The sequence below is a fragment of the Novosphingobium flavum genome (assembly GCF_014230315.1).
Classification (GTDB): domain Bacteria; phylum Pseudomonadota; class Alphaproteobacteria; order Sphingomonadales; family Sphingomonadaceae; genus Novosphingobium; species Novosphingobium flavum.
Genome location: NZ_JACLAW010000010.1, coordinates 88,248 through 106,646, shown reverse-complemented (window position 1 = coordinate 106,646; position 18,399 = coordinate 88,248). Strand labels below are relative to the sequence as shown.

Here is an 18,399-nt window from a genome sequence, read left to right as displayed (position 1 = left end):
CGCGTTCCCGCTCACCGCGGAATGTCCACGTAGTCGAGCTTCTGCATCCGCTCCATCAGCGGCCCGGCATATTCCTCGGGCACCGAAAGCGTGCCGAGCGCCCAGCCGAGGATGTCGACGTCCTCCTCCTCGATCAGCGTCTCGAACCAGACCAGCTCGGCCTCGCCCCATTCGCCGTGGAATCGGTCGAAATAGCAGCCGATCATGTAGTCCGCCTCGCGCGTGCCGCGATGCCAGGCGCGGAATTGCAGGCGCTTGAGGCGCGCGGTTTCAGCAGGAGTGTCCATGTCTGCGCGCGCTAGGCCATGCGCGCGGGGATATCAACCGCGCGCGGCTGGCCGAATCGGCTCGAGCGGCTATGACCGGGGCCGATGCGCCCCGAACTGCTCAACTGTCTGTTTGCCGAGGCCGAGAGCCTCAAGGGCGTGGGGCCGGGCCTGACGCGCCCGCTCGGCCGGCTCGGGCTCGAACGGGTCAAGGACTTCGCCTACCATCTGCCCGACCGTTTCGTGGAGCGGCGCGCCGTCACCAGTCTCGACGAGGCGAGCGTGGGCGAACAGGTCGTCGTTGCGCTCACCCCGCGTGAATACCGCGCCAGCGGCTCGGCCCGCGCCCCGTTCCGGGTTCTGGCCGAGGACGGGGCGGGCAACGTCTGCGCGCTCACCTATTTCGGCCGCGCCTCCCATCTGGCGAAGAAACAGCTGCCGCTGGGCGAAACGCGCTGGATCGCCGGAAGGCTCGACCAGTTCGGCCAGACCCTGCAGATCGTCCACCCCGATCACGTGGCGGAACAAGGCGGCGCTGCGCTCGGCACCCTGGTCGAGCCGGTCTATCCCCTGTCCGAAGGGCTGGTGCAGGGGCGCATCGCCGCGCTGGTCCATCAGGCGCTCGGCCTGTTGCCGGACCTGCCGGAATGGATCGAGCCCGGCCTTTTCGCCAAGATGGGCTGGCCGGCATGGAAGGATGCCCTCGGCCTTGCCCACAAGGGCGCACACAAGGCCGCGCGCGACCGCCTCGCCTATGACGAGCTGCTGGCCTCCTCGCTCGCCCTGATGCTGGTGCGGAACGCTAACCGCGCGCGGGCGGGAACCCCGCTCAAGGGCGATGGCTCGCTGCGCGCCAAGCTCTCGCTGCCCTTCGGCCTGACCGGGGCGCAAAAGCGTTCGATCGCGGAGATCGAGGGCGACATGGCGCAGGGGGCGCCGATGCTCCGCCTGCTGCAGGGCGATGTCGGCTCGGGCAAAACCGTGGTCGCGCTCGAATCCATGCTGATCGCGGTCGAGGCCGGAACCCAGGCCGCATTACTCGCCCCGACCGAAATCCTCGCCCGCCAGCACCACGCCACGCTCACCCGGATGGCGGCGGGCACGGGGGTCAACATCGCCCTCCTCACCGGGCGCGACAAGGGCCGGGCGCGCGAATCGATCCTGATCGGCCTGCTCGATGGCTCGATCCACATCTGCGTCGGCACTCACGCGATCTTTCAGGAGGCGGTGTCCTACCGCAACCTCGCCTTGGTGGTGATCGACGAGCAGCACCGCTTCGGGGTCGGCCAGCGCCTGATGCTGAGCCAGAAGGGCCAGAATTCCTCGGCTGGGCGGCGCACGCCGCACTGCCTTGCGATGACCGCCACCCCGATCCCGCGCACCCTGACCCTCGCCCAATATGGCGAGATGGATGTCTCCCGGCTCGACGAGATGCCCCCCGGCCGCCAGCCGATCGACACCCGCGTGGTCGCGGCCGAACGGATCGGAGACGTGGTCGAGGCGCTCGGGCGCCATGTCGCGGGCGGCGAGCAGGCCTACTGGGTCTGCCCGATGGTGCGCGAGAGCGAGAGCGAGGACATCGCCGCCGCAGAGGCCCGCTTTGCCGAGATGCAGCAGCAGTTCGGCGGCGACGTGGTGCTGGTCCACGGCCAACTCCGCCCCGAGGTCAAGGACGCGGCGATGGAGCGCTTCGCCTCGGGCCAGGCCAAGCTGCTGGTCGCCACCACGGTGATCGAGGTCGGCGTCGACGTGCCCAATGCCACCCTGATGGTGATCGAGCAGGCCGAGCGCTTCGGCCTTGCCCAGCTGCACCAGTTGCGCGGCCGGGTCGGGCGCGGCTCTGGCAAGTCGACCTGTCTGCTGCTGCGCGGCGGCGCCCTGTCCGAAGTGGGCCGCGAACGCCTCGCCCTGATGCGCGAGACGCAGGACGGCTTTCGCCTCGCCGAGGAAGACCTGCGCCTGCGCGGCGGCGGCGAACTGCTCGGGACCCGCCAGTCGGGCGACACCCCGTTCCGCGTCGCCAGCCTCGAACAGATTTCCGAACTGCTCCCGCTCGCGCACGACGATGCGCGCCTGCTGATGGAACGCGACGGCGGCCTCACCGGCGAGCGCGGCGAGGCGGCGCGGCTCCTCCTCTACCTGTTCGAGCGCGATTACGGCGTGCAACTGCTGCGCGGCGGATAGGGCGCAAGACCGCTCCGCTTTCCTACATTCCTTGTTCCTGCGACACTGCGGCCGTTCTTTGAAATCGTGACCGGCGTGAAAAGGGTTGGAGAAGTGTCACCCGTGCACTTTGCGCCAAGTCGCTGAAAACCAACGGCCGGCCTTGAGGACAAGGGTGACACTCGTGTCACCCTGCCGCCTTGCCAAGGGCTCAGCCGGAGTGAATCGCTTCCAGCTCGGCGGGCGGCAGGCCGCCGTCCCTGGCCTCGGCCGCCAGTTCGTCCTTTCGCACCAGCATGGCATCGCGCATGGCGACCAGATCGAGCCCGGCCTTGCGCGCCATGGCGAAGACCCCGTCGACATATTCCTCTTCTTCCTTGAAGTGGTGCTCGCATTCCTCGCCCATGACCTTGACCTTGGCGGCGTAGTAGTCGTCGTCCTCGGGCGAGGAGGCCTCGATGTCGTTGAGCAGGATCTTGGCGCTGTCGTGCTCGACCATCATCTCGGCGTAGTCGTCCTCGGGAATCCGGCCCTTGAGCGCCGGATAGAAGATATCTTCCTCGATCATCGTGTGGATCTTGAGCGTGGTGCAGATCTGCTCGGCCAGCTTGCGGCGCGATCCGGCGCGGGCCTTGTCGAACCGCTCGAACAGGGCCTCGATCTCGTCATGGTCCGCTTTGAGCAGGGCGATGGCATCGGTGTAGGTGGCGGCGGGCATCGGCATTCCTCCGGCGCCGGCATGGCGCGTTTTCGGAAAAACAAGGCCCGGCCGCCCGGCTGGTTCCGCCCGCGCGCCGGAACGGGGCTGCAAGTGCGACGAAGCGAAGCGAACGGACCATCGGCGCGGCGCTTTGGCCGATTGCCTGCCCGCCATTGCCGACATACACCGGGGCAGAAGGACAGGACGGGGCAGATGCGTTCGTGAACAGGCACTTACCGGATGACGCGATCAAACCCAATGCCGTGATGGAACGCTGGCTGCTGGTGCTGGTGCCGCTCTGCGCCGCGCTGCCGCTGCTCCTGCCCCCGGTCCCCCCGCTGACCGATATCGGCGCTCACCTCGGGCGCCTCGCGGTGCAGCTCGATCGCGGCGCGGACCCGCGCCTCGCGCAGTGGTTCACCTTCCACTGGGCCCTGCTGCCCAACCTCGGGACCGACCTCCTGGCCGAGCTGCTCGCCCCGCTGTTCGGGCTGGAGCCGGCGCTCCGGCTGATCGTCGTCGCGATCCCGGCGCTGCAGGCGCTCGGCGTGCTGCTGGTCTCGCGCGCGGTCCATGGGCGGATCACCCCCTCCGCGCTGCTGGCCGTGCCGCTGGCCTACGGCTTCGTCCTGCAGATGGGCTTCATCAACTATGCGCTGGCCGTGGCGCTGGGCCTTCTGGCGCTGGCCCTCTGGATCAGGCTTGGCGCGGCGCGGCGGGACGGGCTGCGCGCCGCGCTGTTCGTGCCGATCGGGCTGGTGCTGTGGGTCTGCCACCTTGCCGGATGGGCGGTGTTCTGCGTGTTGGCGGCGGCTCAGACCTATGCCGCGCTGCGCAGTCGGCGGGACATGACCGGTGCGGCGCTGGGCACGGCGCTGGCCCTGCTGCCGCTCGCGCTGGGGCCGGTGCTCGGGCTGCTTTCCGGCGCGGCGGGCGGGGCGGGGGCGGTCGAGTTCAGCGGCGTTGCCCGCAAGCTGGCCTGGCTGCAGACCGTGGTGTGGGACCGCTGGGCGATCTGGGACCGCCTCTCGGCCACGGCGCTGATCGGTCTTGCCGCCTGGTTCGGCATCTCGCGCTGGTTCGAGGCGGACCGCGGACTTGCGCTCGGCGGCGCGGCGCTGACCGCCCTGTTCGTCGTCCTGCCCTTCGGCGGCGCCGGATCGTACTATGTCGACATGCGGCTGGTGCCGGTGATGCTGACGATCTGGCTGCTCGCGGCCCGGCCCGCGCCATCGGCCCCGGACGGGCTGGCGCGCGCGCTCATGCTCGGCGCGCTGGCCTTTGCCGGGGCACGGCTGGCAGGCAATGCGATCAGCCTCAAGCTGGAGGGCGACCATCTGGCCCGCAGCCTCGAGGTGGTCGGCCAGATCCCCCGCAACGCCCGGCTGGTGACGCTCCACGCCCTGACCTGCGCCACGGCCGACCGGCCCAACGCGGAACGCCGGGCCCACATCGGCGGCTATGCGCTGGCGCGCCGGCATGCCTTCGACAATGCCCAGTTCATCCAGCCAGGCGGGCAGTTGCTGCGGGTTCACAACCCGGCGGCCGGCGCGTTCGAAAACGAGGCGGGCACGGTCCTTGCCGCCGGCAACTGCGGCGCCCCGCCGCTGCTGACCGACGTGTCCGCCCGCATTCCCCCGGCAGTCGATCATCTCTGGGTGGTCGGGATCGGTGCCGAAACGCGCCTTCCCGGGTGGAAGGTGGCGGCCAGTTCAGGCGATTCGGTGCTCTATTCCCGAGCCTGCGGAACCCTGCGGAACATCACCGAATCGCCGGACGCGGCGATCGCCTGCCAGCCGGGCAGCCGCGTGTCCGGGGCAATTCCGTTGACCCACAGGTAAGTCATCGCCGGCGGAATGCGGCCGGCCATGTCGGCCAGTCGCACCATCTTCGGACATGCGCCGAGGCTGGTGCCGAGGATGTCGCTGCGCGCGAATTCGCCCGCCGCCGGATTGTGCACGGATAGCAATTGCCCGCCCGGCAGGATGAACTGGCCATTGTCGAAGGCATGGCGGCGCGCCAGCGCATAGCCACCGATATGCGCGCGCCGCTCTCCGTTGGTGATGTCTTCGGCGCCGCAGGGCATGACGTAGAGGTTCACCATCTGCGAACCGCGCGGCACCGCATCCAGCAGACTCAGCGAGCGGTTGATCTTCTCCGCCCAGAGGTGATGGCTGGCGGCATTGCCGGCAATGCGGGCGCCGGCAAAGGCCAGTGCGGCCAGCATGATCGCGGCGGCTGTCCGCGCCGCCAACCGTTCGGCCGGCCGCGCCGCGACCAGCAGGATCGACAGCGTGAGCGGCAGCAGCCGCATGTCCGCATAGAACGACCCGCGAATTCCGAAAGGCAGCATCAGATAGGCCGCGCTCAGCAGGATGCCTGCGAAGGCGAGGCCGCGATGGCGATGGAACGACGGGGAGACCCACGACCAGACGATGAACACGGTCATGAGAGCGGCCGAGGCCATGTCCCACCACGGCCAGCGGTCCCACAGGACCAGTTTCAGCCATAGCGCCTTGGACGAAAGCGTTGCCAGTTCGCCCGCACTGGCAACGTTGTGCGGGCCAAGCAGCATGCCCAGCAGGGGGCCGCCAGCCAGCGGCAGCACCGCGATCCCCGCGTGGACCAGTGCCCGGCCGGGATCGCTCCCGCTGTCGCGCTCGCGCACCAGCGCCTCCGCGGCCGCCATCACGCAGAAGGCGGCCCAGCCGGACAAGTGGCAGATCCACAGCACCTGCCCGATCGGTACGAACAGCAGCCACCTCGACCGGACCATGCCCCGGTCGCCCAGCGTGATCCACAGCGCCAGGGCCAGCAAGGCGAGCGCCGCCGACAGGGCGTAGTTCACGAAACCGAAGTGGAGGACCTGCGAATAGCCCAGCGGCACCGCAAGGATCGCGCCGGGCACGATGCGGCCATGGACGGCGCGCGAGAGCAGCAGGACTCCCGCCGTGTGCAGGGCCGGAATGGCCATGACCGACAGCCATACGGCCCGCTCCAGGCCGACGACCGGGCCAAGGCCGGCCACCAGCAGATCAATGCCGAGGTTGGGGATCAGCGCCCACCGGAACGAATACCATTGCCGCAGTTCCGGGCTCGCCCCGCCATCGAGCTGGACGGCGAAGCGCCCGACATGGGCGCCCAGATCGTTCAGGGCGAGGACGCCCGAGAGCAGCAGCGGCAACATCGCCGCCAGAGGCAGGATGAGCAGCAGGGCATTGTCGAGGCGGCGGGAGCCGAAAGATCGGGAAAGTGCGATCACTGCCTGCTCCCCTGCACGGCGCGCGCCGGGCCCCCCGAGGGGCGTTTCTGAAGCTGAAATGAAAGAAGTGTGGTCGGGGAGAGAGGATTCGAACCTCCGGCCCCTGCCTCCCGAAGACAGTGCTCTACCAGGCTGAGCTACTCCCCGACCGGAGCCCCGACCGTTCGGTGGGGCAAGGCAGGAGCGCGCCTATAGTCAGCGTTCCGGCAGGTGGCAAGCGCTCAATCCACTTTCTTTGCCGTGGGCGGCAAATGGCGGCTTTCGCTGCCGTCCACGGCAAACGGCTACCGTTTTGGCTGTCCACAGCAAACGGAACGCGCGGTTGTGGAATCGGGCCGGGCGGCGGTAGGGTCAGGCCATGCATTACGAGCAGCAATATCTCGACCTGATGCGGCGAATCTGGACCAGCGGCGACGAGCGGACCGATCGCACCGGAATCGGTACGCGCTCGGTCTTCGGGGCCGAGCTGCGCTTCGACCTGTCCGGCGGGCAGGTGCCGCTGCTCACCACCAAGCGGGTCTACTGGAAGACCGCCACGCGCGAATTCCTCTGGTTCCTCACCGGCGAGACCAATATCCGCCCGCTCTGCGCGCAGGGGGTGGAAATCTGGACCGACTGGCCCCTCGATCGCTACCGCCGCGAGACCGGCGAGGATATTTCGCGCGCAGATTTTTCGGCGCGGATCGTGGCCGATGCCGCCTTTGCCGGGCAATGGGGCGATCTCGGCCCGGTCTACGGCAAGCAATGGACTGACTGGCCGGTCTATGATTCGGCGGGAAGCGACGGTGCGGGCGCGCTGTTCCGCAAGCGTGAGCGCGGGGTCAACCAGGTGGCAGAGTTGGTCCGCTCGCTGCGGACCAATCCCGGCAGCCGCCGCCACATCGTCGAAGGGTGGAACGTGGCCGAGCTTGATGCCATGGCCCTGCCGCCCTGCCACAAGACCTACCAGTTCCATGTCGCCGATGGCCGGCTCTCGGGCCTCGTCTACCAGCGCAGCTGCGACGTCGCGCTGGGCCTGCCGTTCAACCTGTGGGGCGGAGCCCTGTTCATCCGGATGCTGGCCCAGCAGTGCGACCTCGAGCCCGGTGAGCTGGTATGGATGGGGGGCGACGTGCATCTCTATCTCAACCACGCCGAACTGGTCGAACAGCAGCTGGCGCGGCTGCCAGAGGGTTCGCCCCGGCTGGAGATCGGACGCAGGCCCGAATCGATCTTCGACTACCGGATCGAGGACTTTGCCGTGACCGGCTATGCCCCGGCGGCGCACATCGCGGCACCCGTCGCCGTTTAGCGGACGATCGCGCTGTAGGCGATGCGGCCCTCCGGCGCGGGGGTGGCCACGCGCCAGCGCACGTGAGTAACGTCCTCGGGCACGGCAAGGCGCCCGCCGACCCGCAGGCTGCCGATCTTGCCCCAGGTGCGGCCTCCGTCGACCGAGACGTCCTGGCTGTCGTCCGCGCTCTCTTCGAACTGAAGCGCGCGGGGCAGGGGATTGGTCACGGTGAACTGGCCACCGCCGGGCGCGGCCCGCTTCCAGGTCACGATGGTCACCACCCGGTCACCCGGGCGAAGCCGCGATGCGGGCTGGAGCACCCGGCCCGAATCAGCCTGGCGTTCAACGAAGACGTCACTGGCGAGCGCTACGCGCGGCGCGGCAAGGACTGGCGGGGTCGATGCGGTCAGTGCCATGGCGGCGATGACGAGCGCTGTCTTCATGTCGTGAATCCCCCTGCCTCTTGCGTCCTTGCGGGACGCGGGCAGGTATCGCGGGAAGATCCCAAGGTTTGGTTAATGGCGTGGTTAACCATGAAATTGCCGCTGTTGCAGAAATGCTTTTTTCGAGTGTTGACAGCCCCGGCGCGCTGGCCTAGTGGCGCGGCTCCCCGAGGGGAACGCGGGTGTAGCTCAGTTGGTTAGAGTGCCGGCCTGTCACGCCGGAGGTCGCGGGTTCGAGCCCCGTCACTCGCGCCACTCGGGGGATTTCTCTCCCAGAGAGGTGTAGAAAAAGGCGCCGGAAACGGCGCCTTTTTTCGTTTCCGGGTCTGGGCGGCCGAGCGGTGCGCTCAGCCCCAGCGGCCGGTTTCCATCCAGATCAGGAAGCGCCTGAGCGGCAGCAGCCAGATCACGCCAAGCACGATATAGATCGGGGCCTGGAGCAGGGCAGGCCAGGTGCCGATCAGCGGCGGCAGCAGCCACGCGAGGGCATAGCCATAGAGCGCCAGGCCCGCGACCAGTCCGATCACGCCAACCGGGATTCGCCAGGTGGGTTCGCGGCGCATCAGGCAAGGTCCTCATAGATTCGGGTCGGGGTGACGACGGCGGCGAGCGGCCGGTCGTGATCTTCGAGCGGGAGCGATTCGAGGCGCTGCACGTCCCAGGCGAGACCGATCGGCACGGCGGCCGGGTTGGCGGCCAGCCAGCGGTCGTAATGCCCGCCGCCCTGACCCAGCCGGTGGCCGTCGGCGGTGAAGCCGAGCAGGGGGACGAAGGCGACGTCGGGCACCAGTTCAGCGGCGTCTTCCGCAGGCTGCATCGCGCCCCACGGGCCGGCTTCGAGGTCGGAGCCCTCGAACGGATCGGTCCATTCGCGAAACTGCATCGGCGCCTCGCGCCCGGCAAACCACGGCAGGGCGATGCGGCGGCCGTTCTCGTAGAACCAGCGGGCATAGCCGGCGGTCGGCGCCTCGTTGGCATTGGCATGATAAAGGCCGACCACCGCCCCTTCGGGGATGCGAGCGACGAGCGGCGCGGGCGGGCGCAGCAGGATTAGCGCGCGCGTGGCGACGGGCAGGGCCGCGACATGAGCCTGCCGCTCTGCCCTCATGCGGGCGCGGAGCTTGTGTTTCTCGTCCATCCCGAGGGGCCTAGGCCGGAGCGCAGTGTTCGACAAGCTCAGGCCGAGCGGACTTGATCTGAAGTAGCCCGGCACCGGCCCGCTCCCCCGGCCCGACCGCCTACGGTAAAATCTGGGTGGTTGGGCCGGGGGAGCGGGCCGGTGCCGCAAGCCCTCGACGGATGTCGGGGGCGCACCTGACAAAAGACTCGCCGGTGCCGCAAAGGAAAGCCCCGATGGGCTTTCCGTACCAAACAAGAAAAGTGACGGGACCACCGTGGGCCGTTGCCGGGAAATCCTCTGACGCCTTAACGTCAGGTGGGAACCGTTTATTCCGGACCAGGGTCCGGACAGGGACAGCCCCCATGGATTGCTTATAGCCTCAGGGATATTCAAACGGCTCGTACCGGGCAGACCCCGTCGCGAACCAATTTAGGCGTCCGTGGCCAACTGCTCAAGGTGTGACGCACAATTTTCCAGCCGCCGGGCGATTTCTTCCAGCGCTTCGGCGAGGGCGAGGTCTTCCTTCGGCTCGGGCGGCGGCGGGGGCGGAGGGGGCGCACCGGGGCCGTTCTTCGCCTCGTGAAGCTCGTCGGCCAGGAGCAGGGCGGCGAAGAGCAGGACGCGGGTCTCGCTCTGCCCGGCAGCGCCGCCCATGGCGTGGAGCTTGGCGTCGATCATCCGGCCGAGCTCGGCAATGTGGGCTTCCTCGCCCTCGGCGCAGGCGACGGTGAAGCCGCGCCCACCGATGTGCAGGCTGACATTGCTCATCGGCCCTGCTCCCCAATCAGGATGTCGAGGTCGCGCAGGGTCTCGCTCACGGCGCTGCGCAGGACTTCGTGGCGGCGAGCGGCTTCCACCGACGCCGCCTCGGCCGCGCTGCCGGCTTGTTCGATGCGCGCGAGGGCCGCTTCTATGCGGGCCAGCGCCTGCTGGGTTCGTTCGCCGCTCATCCGCGATGGGCTAGCGTAAATCGCGCCGCCGTCAACCGCGGGGCGATCAGGCCGCTTGCAACCGTATGGATAGCAGGCGCGATGCTTGACGCGCCGCAGCACGTCCGCGAAAGGGCCCCCAATACGAATCGCGAGCGCGTTGGCGCCTCCGGAGGAATCAAGCATGAGCATCGACCCGGCCCGCCTGGGGCCCATGGCCAACGCCATTCGCGCCCTTTCGATGGACGCGGTCCAGGCGGCGAACAGCGGCCACCCCGGAATGCCGATGGGCATGGCCGACGTGGCGACCGTGCTGTTCAGCCAGTTCCTGAAGTTCGATCCTGCCGCGCCCAGGTGGTCGGACCGTGACCGTTTCGTGCTCTCGGCCGGCCACGGCTCGATGCTGATCTACTCGCTGCTGTGGCTGACCGGCTACGATTCGCCGACGATCGAAGACATCCGCAAGTTCCGCCAGATCGATTCGGTCTGCGCCGGCCACCCGGAAAACTTCCTGATCGACGGCGTGGAATGCACCACCGGCCCGCTGGGGCAGGGTTTCGCCATGGCCGTCGGCATGGCGCTGGCCGAACGGCACCTCAACGCCACTTTCGGCAACGACCTCGTCGATCACGCCACTTGGGTGATCGCCGGCGACGGCTGCCTGATGGAAGGCATCAACCACGAGGCCGTGGGCCTGGCCGGTACGCTGAAGCTCGGCCGCCTCAATGTGCTGTGGGACGACAACAAGATCACGATCGACGGCGATACCTCGCTGTCGACCAGCGAGGACATCCTCGGCCGCTACGCCGCCAGCGGCTGGCACACGGTCAGCTGCGACGGTCATGATTTCGCCGACATCGCCCGCGCGCTGGCAGAGGCTCAGGCCGATCCGCGCCCGTCGCTGGTCGCCTGCCGCACGGTGATCGGCAAGGGTGCGCCCAACAAGCAGGGCGGGCACAACGTCCACGGCTCGCCGCTCGGCGCCGACGAGATTGCCGCCGCCCGCGAATACCTCGGCTGGACCGCCGCTCCGTTCGAAGTCCCCGCCGAAATCCTGGCTGACTGGCGCTCGCTCGGCGCCAAGGGCGCAGAGGCCCGCGCCACGTGGGAAGCCCGCGCCGCCGCTTCGGATAAGGGCGCTGAACTTGCCCGCCGCATGGCCGGTGAACTGCCGGAAGACACCGGCTTTGCCGCCTATGCCGCCGGCATTGCCGAGAGCAAGCCGAAGGTCGCCACCCGCAAGTCGAGCGAAATGGTGCTCGAAGCGCTGACCGCGGCCGTGCCCGAGATGATCGGCGGTTCGGCCGACCTTACCGGCTCGAACAATACCAAGACCAAGTCGACCGGGCCCCTGACGGCGGCGGACTATGCCGGGCGTTATGTCTATTATGGCATCCGCGAATTCGGCATGTCGGCCGCGATGAACGGCATGGCGCTGCACGGCGGGGTCATTCCCTACGGCGGCACCTTCCTGATCTTCTCCGACTATGCCCGCAACGCGATCCGCATGTCGGCGCTGCAGCGGACCCGCGCGATCTACGTGCTGACCCACGATTCGATCGGCCTCGGCGAAGATGGGCCGACTCACCAGCCGGTCGAGCAGGTGATGAGCCTGCGCATGATCCCGGGGCTCAACGTGTTCCGCCCGGCCGACGCAATCGAAACGGCGGAAGCCTGGGAACTGGCCCTCCAGTCCAAGGACCGCCCCTCGGCGCTGATCCTCACCCGCCAGAACCTCGCGCCGCTGCGTTCGGACACCGAAATGAAGAGCGCCAAGGGCGCCTATCGCCTCATGGCGGCCGAGGCCGCGCGCAAGGTCGTGCTGCTCGCCACCGGCTCGGAAGTCGAACTGGCGGTGAGCGTCGCCAAGGCCCTCGAAGGGCAGGGCGTGGGCGCCGACGTCGTCTCGATGCCGAGCTGGGAACTGTTCGACGCGCAGGATGCGGCTTACCGCGCAGACGTGCTGCCGGCGGGCGTGCTCAAGGTTTCGATCGAGGCGGGCGTGACGCTGGGCTGGCAGAAGTACGTCGGCGACGGCCTCACCATCGGTCTCGACCGCTTCGGCGCATCGGCCCCGGCCGAAGTGCTGTTCGATCATTTCGGCTTCTCGGTAGAGAAGATCGTTCCCCAGGTGCTGGAGCGCCTGAACTAAAAAAGGCAGGAGTGAGAACATGGCGACGAAGGTTGCGATCAACGGTTTCGGGCGTATCGGGCGTAATGTGGCCCGCGCCATTCTCGAACGGCCGGATTGCGGCCTTGAACTCGTCTCGATCAACGATCTGGCCGACGCCAAGGCGAACGCCCTGCTGTTCAAGCGCGACAGCGTGCACGGCGCCTATCCGGGCACCGTGGAAGTTGACGGCAACGACCTGATCATCGACGGCAAGCGCATCCAGGTCACCGCCGAGCGTGATCCGGCCAACCTGCCGCACGCCGCCAACGGCGTCGACATCGCCCTGGAATGCACCGGCTTCTTCACCAACCGCGATGGCGGCCAGAAGCACATCGATGCCGGCGCCAAGCGCGTCCTGATCTCGGCCCCGGCCAAGAACGTCGATCTCACGGTCGTCTTCGGCGTGAACAACGACAAGCTGACCGCCGATCACAAGATCGTATCGAACGCCTCGTGCACCACCAACTGCCTGGCGCCCTTCGCCAAGGTCCTGCACGAAGCGATCGGGATCGAGCGCGGCCTGATGACCACGATCCACTCCTACACCAACGACCAGAAGATCCTCGACCAGATCCACTCCGATCCGCGCCGCGCCCGCGCCGCCGCGATGAACATGATCCCCACCAGCACCGGCGCCGCCGTGGCCGTGGGCGAGGTCCTGCCCGAACTGAAGGGCAAGCTCGATGGTTCGTCGATCCGCGTGCCCACGCCCAACGTCTCGGTGGTCGACCTGACCTTCGTGCCGCAGCGCGACACCACGGCCGAGGAAGTCAACGCCCTGCTCAAGGCGGCAGCCGAAGGCCCGCTCAAGGGCGTGCTCGGCTATACCGAGGAGCCGCTGGTCTCGATCGACTTCAACCACGATTCGCACTCGTCGACCATCGACGCGCTGGAAACGACCGTGCTCGAAGGCAAGCTGGTGCGCGTGCTCAGCTGGTACGACAACGAGTGGGGCTTCTCCAACCGCATGGTCGACACGGCCGGCGCGATGGGCAAGCTGTTCTGAGGCCATGAACCTGATCGGGCACCTTGCTGGGATCGCGCGGCATGATCGGCCGCGCGGACCCATGCAGGTGCTCGACCGGGTCAAGGTCAACCGCGAAGAGGGCCTGCACGGCGATTTTCGCGGAGCCATCCGGCCCGGCAAGTCCGGGCGGCGGCAGGTCTCGCTGATCGAGGCGGAGTCCTGGGAAGCCGCGCTCGCCGAGCTGGGCGTCGTGGTGCCGTGGCAGGAACGGCGGGCCAACCTGCTTGTCACCGGCCTGCGGCTCCCGCGCGAAGCGGGGCGGATCATCGCCATCGGGGCGGACCTGCGCATCGAGACGACCTGCGAATGCGATCCGTGCAGCCGCATGGAGGAAATTGCGCCGGGCCTGAAGGCCGCGCTGCTGCCGGACTGGCGGGGCGGGGTGCTGGGCCGGGTCATACAGGACGGCGCGATTGCCGTCGGGGACGAAGTGAGGATCGAGCAATGAGCGCCTTCAAGAAGCTGGACGATCTGGGCGATGTGACCGGCAAGGTCGCGCTGGTTCGCGTCGATCTCAACCTGCCGATGCAGGACGGGGCCGTGACCGACGATACCCGCGTGCGCGCCGCCGCGCCGACCATCCTCGAACTGGCCGGCAAGGGCGCCAAGGTGCTGCTCCTCGCCCACTTCGGCCGCCCCAAGGGCGAGCGGGTCTCGACCCAGTCGCTTTCTATGGTGGTCGATTGTCTGCAGCAGGTCCTGGGCAAGGAAGTGATGTTCGTGCCCGAGATTGCCGGGCCGGTCGTGGCCCAGTCGATCGGCATCCTGCGCGCCGGCGACATCGCCGTGCTGGAAAACACCCGCTTCTGGAAGGGTGAGGAAAAGAACGACCCCGAACTGGTCAAGGCCATCGCCGCAAACGGGGACTTCTACGTCAACGACGCCTTCTCCGCCGCGCACCGTGCCCATGCCAGCACCGAAGGCCTGGCCCACGTCCTGCCCGCCTATGCCGGGCGTTCGATGCAGTCCGAACTGGAAGCGCTGGAAAAGGCGCTGGGCAAGCCGGAGCGCCCGGTCGCGGCCGTGGTCGGCGGGGCCAAGGTCTCGTCCAAGCTCGACGTGCTGACCCACCTCGTCACCCAGGTCGATCACCTGATCATCGGCGGCGGCATGGCGAACACCTTTCTCGCCGCCCGCGGGGTCGACGTCGGCAAGAGTCTGTGCGAGCACGACCTCGCCGCCACGGCCGAGGCGATCCTCGACAAGGCCGATGCCTCGGGCTGCACCGTGCACCTGCCCTACGACGTCGTGGTGTCGAAGGAATTCGCCGCCAACCCGCCGTCGGTGCGCACCTGCAACGTCCATGAAGTCGCGGCCGACGAGATGATCCTCGATGTCGGCCCGCAGGCGGTCGAAGCGCTCGGCGACGTGCTCAAGACCTGCAAGACGCTGGTCTGGAACGGTCCGCTCGGGGCCTTCGAGATGGCGCCCTTCGATCAGGCCACGGTTGCGCTCGCCCGCACCGCTGCCGCGCTCACCGCTGAAGGCTCGCTGGTCTCGGTCGCGGGCGGCGGCGATACGGTCGCCGCGCTCAACCACGCCGGGGTCTCGGCCGATTTCTCCTATATCTCCACCGCCGGCGGCGCCTTCCTCGAATGGATGGAGGGCAAGGAACTGCCCGGCGTGAAGGCGCTGGAGGCCTGAGCTTGAGCGGGCGCGGCGGCCTCAGCCTTACCGCGCTCGTCACGCGCTATTGCGCCTTCGCCGCGCTGGCGACGCTGGTGAACCTCGGTGTCCAGCGCGTGATCCTGCTCGGCGGCCACGCCGCGCCGGTCTTTGCCGCCGCGATCGGGGTGGGGACCATTGCCGGGCTCGTCACCAAGTACGTCCTCGACAAGCACTGGATCTTCTTCGACCGCGCGCGCGGCGCAAAGGCCCATGGCGCGAAATTCGGGCGCTATGCCTTCTTCGGCCTGTTCACCACGGCGATCTTCTGGGGCAGCGAAACGGTGTTCTGGCTGGCGGGGCGGACGGACGCCTGGCGCGAGGCTGGCGCCGTTCTCGGCCTCGCGGTCGGTTACGTGGTCAAGTACCGGCTCGACCGCAAATTCGTCTTCGCACCTGTTCCCGCCGGCGATTCGGTGTAATCATGTCGCAGCTTGTTGCAGCGCAGGATTTATCTGCTATGCAGCCGTCCACATACGTATGCACAGGCGCCGGGCAGGGCCGGCGGCGCCGCGAAAAGAGGGCAGGACCGACACGATGCAGATCTCCGAGATGACCGCCAAGATGGCTGCAGGCAACGGCTTCATCGCCGCGCTGGACCAGTCGGGCGGCTCCACGCCCAAGGCGCTCAAGGGTTACGGCATCGAGGATGGGGCATGGACCACCGAAGAGGACATGTTCGGCCTGATCCATGACATGCGCTGCCGGATCATCCGCTCGGCCGTGTTCAACGGCGACAAGGTGATCGGCGCGATCCTGTTCGAGCGGACGATGGACGGTTCGGTCGATGGCAAGCCGGTTCCGCAGGCCCTGATCGAGAAGGGCGTGGTGCCCTTCATCAAGATCGACAAGGGGCTGGAGGACGAGGTCAACGGCGTCCAGCTGATGAAGCCGATGCCCGAGCTCGATGCCCTGCTGACCAAGGCCAGCGCGCTCGGCGTCTACGGCACCAAGGAGCGCTCGGTGATCAACTCGGCCAACCGCGAAGGGATCGCGGCGGTCGTCGCCCAGCAGTTCGAGGTCGGCAAGCAGGTGCTCGCGCACGGCATGATGCCGATGATCGAGCCCGAAGTGAACATCAAGAGCGAGACCCGCGCCGAGTGCGACGCGATCCTGCGTGACGAGATCCTCAAGAACCTTGAGGCCCTGCCCGAGGGGACGCAGGTCATGCTCAAGCTCTCGCTGCCGATCGTGCCGGGCACCTTCGATCCGCTCGTCTCGCACCCCAGGGTGCTGCGCGTCGTCGCGCTGTCGGGCGGCTACAAGCGCCCCGAGGCCTGCGTGGAACTGGCGAAGAACGCCGGGATCATCGCCAGCTTCAGCCGCGCCTTGCTCGATGATCTGCGCTTCCAGATGAGCGACGCCGAATTCGATGCCGCTCTCGGCGAGGCGATCGACGCGATCTACGCCGGCTCCACGATCAAGACGGCGCCTGTCACCGCCTGAAATACAACCGGTTAACGGTTGAGAGGACGATCGCCGGGAGGGGCTGACCCTTCCGGCGATTGCATTTTGGGCCGCAGGCGCACCCCGGACGGAAAGGCTTGCGGGAATCCTGTTCCGAAACGGGATGGGCTGAAATGCGCGCGCGGCGGGCTCTGGAACAAGGTGAAGGATTTGTTAATTTCCTCACCATGACCACCCTGACCTTCGGCACCGCCAATCACCCGTTCCGCGCCGCCCTGCCGCAGCGGGTGCTGCGCCGCCTGCCGCGCTACGAGCCGGAAGTGCAGGCGCGGATGGCCGCCGCCGAGGCTAAGGCTGAGGAAAGAGCCGCGCTGGAGGCCGAGGCTCAGGCACCCACGGTCCGCCGCCGCCTCCCATTCACCGCGCAGGACCTGCGCGATTTCCTGCTGGCCTATACCGCCTGCTTCATCGCCGCCTCGGCCTGGCTGAGCTAGCAGCTTGGCGCTCAGCGCCGGCGGCACTCGCAGCAGTGCAGCATCCGCCCCAGCAGCGCCGAGATCACGCAGAGCGCCGCACTCAGCAGCAGCTGGCTGACGATCGCCACCCCCAGCGCGCTCAGCCCCATCGCCACCAGCGCGCCGCCGACCATCGCCCCTGAATTGACGATGTTGTTGGCCGCGATGGTCCGCGCGGTCTGCGACTTGTCGACGAAAGTGGTGAGGAAGGCATAGAGCGGCACGACGAACATGCCCCCCGCCACGGCGATGCCGAGCAGCGAGAGCAGCAGCGGGATCGCCAGCGGCTGGGCGAGGAACGTGCCCACGTCCATCAGTTGGCGGCCCGGTGCCGGTGTGCCCCAGCGCGTGCAGAGGAACCAGAACGCGATCACGAACAGCCCCATCGCCAACACGGCCGGCGGCGCATAGCGGGCGGAAACCCTGCCCTTGAGCAGGGCATTGATCGACATCGAGCCGAGCGCCACCCCGACCGAGAACATCACCAGGAACAGGCTGGACACTTCCTTGCTGGCGGAGAGCACGTTCTTGGCGAGCGGCGGGAACTGGATGAACAGGATCGTCCCGACCGACCAGAAGAAGCTGATCGACAGGATCGCGAGGAACACCCGCCGGTCGTGCATCGTATTGCGCACGAGGGTGATCGAGGCGCGCACGAAATGATAGTCGAGCGGCTGCTGCGCGGCCTGGGGCGGGGCCGGGGGCACGAATCGGCCGGCGGCATAGCCCAGCAGCGCGGTCACCACGACGCCGACGGCCGCCCATTGCACGGGAATCCAGCCTGCCAGGATCGTGCCGGCAAGGATCGCCACATAGGTCCCGGCCTCGACCAGCCCGGTCCCGGCCAGCACTTCGTCCTCGCGCAGGTGCTGCGGCAGGATCGCGTACTTGATCGGGCCGAAGAAGGTGGAATGGACTCCCATCGCGAACAGCGCCGCCAGCATCAGCGGGATCGCCGCCTCTTCCACCGCCAGCCCGCGCCAGGCCAGGATCAGACCCGCCCCGCCGGTGATCATGATCGGGATTTCGGCCAGCTTGACCAGCCGGATGATCCGGGCCTTGTCGCGCATGTCGGCCAACTGGCCCGACAGGGCCGAGAGCAGCACGAAGGGAATGATGAACAGGGCCGAGGCGATTCCGCTGAACGCGGCTTCCGCGCTCTCGGAATTGTACAGGCTGTACACCACGTGCAGCACCATGGCGTTCTTGAACAGGTTGTCGTTGAAAGCGCCGAGCAGCTGGGTGACGAACAGCGGCAGGAAGCGCCGCCTGTGCAACAGGTGAGTCGAAGTCGTCATGTATTCCTGTATCGGCAGCCTGCCCCGGCGCGGGACCCTAGCGGCGAATGCTCCCGGAACAAGTCTTTTGCGTGACGCGGCCGTGACTTGCCCGATACCGTGGCCGGTAACATCGTACGCAAGGCTCGACAGGGCGGGGGGCAAACGGCTAGCGACGG

At 68.0% G+C, this 18,399-nt stretch carries 19 protein-coding genes and 2 tRNA genes; 11 read left to right on the top strand and 10 right to left on the bottom strand.

Annotated elements, in window-relative coordinates; genetic code table 11:
• Window positions 1-11 precede the first annotated feature (11 nt).
• The gene (locus tag H7F51_RS13660; protein ID WP_185664864.1) at window positions 12-287 is read right to left on the bottom strand and encodes an FAD assembly factor SdhE; all 276 of its coding nucleotides are present in this window, start codon (window positions 285-287) and stop codon (window positions 12-14) included.
• A gap of 84 nt (window positions 288-371) precedes the next feature.
• On the opposite strand from H7F51_RS13660, the gene recG reads away from it, so the two are divergent.
• Window positions 372-2,450, top strand: coding sequence for an ATP-dependent DNA helicase RecG (gene recG / locus H7F51_RS13655; protein WP_185664863.1), 2,079 nt, complete (start codon window positions 372-374; stop codon window positions 2,448-2,450).
• 190 nt (window positions 2,451-2,640) lie between these two features.
• Here the strand turns inward: recG and H7F51_RS13650 are convergent, their stop codons facing one another.
• Entirely contained in the window at window positions 2,641-3,147 is a 507-nt protein-coding gene (locus H7F51_RS13650; RefSeq protein WP_185664862.1) for a hemerythrin domain-containing protein, read from the bottom strand.
• Window positions 3,148-3,350: 203 nt separating this feature from the next.
• Here H7F51_RS13650 and H7F51_RS13645 point away from each other — a divergent pair, with 203 nt between their 5' ends.
• Complete coding sequence (locus H7F51_RS13645) at window positions 3,351-4,970, top strand: GtrA family protein (RefSeq protein WP_185664861.1); 1,620 nt, start codon at window positions 3,351-3,353, stop codon at window positions 4,968-4,970.
• On the opposite strand, the gene H7F51_RS13640 is transcribed toward H7F51_RS13645, so the two are convergent.
• Window positions 4,859-6,391: a GtrA family protein gene (locus tag H7F51_RS13640; RefSeq protein WP_185664860.1), complete on the bottom strand. Its 1,533-nt coding sequence runs from the start codon at window positions 6,389-6,391 to the stop codon at window positions 4,859-4,861. The two genes, H7F51_RS13645 and H7F51_RS13640, sit on opposite strands and share 112 nt — an antisense overlap.
• Window positions 6,392-6,461: 70 nt before the next feature.
• Window positions 6,462-6,538 (bottom strand) — tRNA-Pro (locus tag H7F51_RS13635).
• A 211-nt stretch (window positions 6,539-6,749) separates the two neighbouring features.
• Between H7F51_RS13635 and thyA the strand changes: the two genes are divergently transcribed.
• The gene (thyA, locus tag H7F51_RS13630; protein WP_185664859.1) at window positions 6,750-7,682 is read left to right on the top strand and encodes a thymidylate synthase; all 933 of its coding nucleotides are present in this window, start codon (window positions 6,750-6,752) and stop codon (window positions 7,680-7,682) included.
• Here thyA and H7F51_RS13625 read toward each other — a convergent pair.
• Entirely contained in the window at window positions 7,679-8,107 is a 429-nt protein-coding gene (locus H7F51_RS13625) for a hypothetical protein (protein WP_246448407.1), read from the bottom strand. The two genes, thyA and H7F51_RS13625, sit on opposite strands and share 4 nt — an antisense overlap.
• A gap of 178 nt (window positions 8,108-8,285) precedes the next feature.
• Between H7F51_RS13625 and H7F51_RS13620 the strand changes: the two genes are divergently transcribed.
• Window positions 8,286-8,362 (top strand) — tRNA-Asp (locus H7F51_RS13620).
• 92 nt (window positions 8,363-8,454) lie between these two features.
• On the opposite strand, the gene H7F51_RS13615 is transcribed toward H7F51_RS13620, so the two are convergent.
• The 4 genes from H7F51_RS13615 to H7F51_RS13600 form a co-directional block, all read right to left on the bottom strand.
• Complete coding sequence (locus H7F51_RS13615; RefSeq protein ID WP_185664858.1) at window positions 8,455-8,670, bottom strand: DUF2842 domain-containing protein; 216 nt, start codon at window positions 8,668-8,670, stop codon at window positions 8,455-8,457.
• Entirely contained in the window at window positions 8,670-9,245 is a 576-nt protein-coding gene (locus tag H7F51_RS13610; RefSeq protein WP_185664857.1) for a 5-formyltetrahydrofolate cyclo-ligase, read from the bottom strand. The genes H7F51_RS13615 and H7F51_RS13610 overlap by 1 nt, the downstream gene beginning before the upstream one ends.
• A 411-nt stretch (window positions 9,246-9,656) precedes the next feature.
• Window positions 9,657-9,995 (bottom strand): cell division protein ZapA, encoded by a 339-nt coding sequence (locus H7F51_RS13605; RefSeq protein WP_185664856.1) that lies wholly within the window; start codon window positions 9,993-9,995, stop codon window positions 9,657-9,659.
• Window positions 9,992-10,348 (bottom strand): hypothetical protein, encoded by a 357-nt coding sequence (locus tag H7F51_RS13600; protein WP_185664855.1) that lies wholly within the window; start codon window positions 10,346-10,348, stop codon window positions 9,992-9,994. The genes H7F51_RS13605 and H7F51_RS13600 overlap by 4 nt, the downstream gene beginning before the upstream one ends.
• Between H7F51_RS13600 and tkt the strand changes: the two genes are divergently transcribed.
• The 7 genes from tkt (at window position 10,341) to H7F51_RS13565 (ending at window position 16,922) form a co-directional block, all read left to right on the top strand.
• Window positions 10,341-12,308, top strand: a complete 1,968-nt coding sequence (gene tkt, locus H7F51_RS13595; protein WP_185664854.1) for a transketolase — start codon at window positions 10,341-10,343, stop codon at window positions 12,306-12,308. The two genes, H7F51_RS13600 and tkt, sit on opposite strands and share 8 nt — an antisense overlap.
• A 19-nt stretch (window positions 12,309-12,327) precedes the next feature.
• Window positions 12,328-13,335: a type I glyceraldehyde-3-phosphate dehydrogenase gene (gap, locus tag H7F51_RS13590; protein WP_185664853.1), complete on the top strand. Its 1,008-nt coding sequence runs from the start codon at window positions 12,328-12,330 to the stop codon at window positions 13,333-13,335.
• Window positions 13,336-13,339: 4 nt separating this feature from the next.
• Entirely contained in the window at window positions 13,340-13,804 is a 465-nt protein-coding gene (locus H7F51_RS13585; protein ID WP_185664852.1) for an MOSC domain-containing protein, read from the top strand.
• Window positions 13,801-15,000 (top strand): phosphoglycerate kinase, encoded by a 1,200-nt coding sequence (locus tag H7F51_RS13580; protein ID WP_185664851.1) that lies wholly within the window; start codon window positions 13,801-13,803, stop codon window positions 14,998-15,000. The genes H7F51_RS13585 and H7F51_RS13580 overlap by 4 nt, the downstream gene beginning before the upstream one ends.
• 2 nt (window positions 15,001-15,002) lie before the next feature.
• A complete protein-coding gene (locus H7F51_RS13575) occupies window positions 15,003-15,443 on the top strand; it encodes a GtrA family protein (protein ID WP_246448404.1) in 441 nt (146 codons plus the stop codon).
• A gap of 115 nt (window positions 15,444-15,558) precedes the next feature.
• Window positions 15,559-16,467: a fructose bisphosphate aldolase gene (locus H7F51_RS13570; RefSeq protein ID WP_185664849.1), complete on the top strand. Its 909-nt coding sequence runs from the start codon at window positions 15,559-15,561 to the stop codon at window positions 16,465-16,467.
• A gap of 134 nt (window positions 16,468-16,601) precedes the next feature.
• On the top strand, window positions 16,602-16,922 hold the full coding sequence (locus H7F51_RS13565) for a hypothetical protein (RefSeq protein WP_185664848.1): 321 nt from the start codon (window positions 16,602-16,604) through the stop codon (window positions 16,920-16,922).
• 11 nt (window positions 16,923-16,933) lie between these two features.
• On the opposite strand, the gene H7F51_RS13560 is transcribed toward H7F51_RS13565, so the two are convergent.
• Window positions 16,934-18,241, bottom strand: coding sequence for an MFS transporter (locus H7F51_RS13560; RefSeq protein ID WP_185664847.1), 1,308 nt, complete (start codon window positions 18,239-18,241; stop codon window positions 16,934-16,936).
• Between the last annotated feature and the right edge of the window lie 158 nt (window positions 18,242-18,399).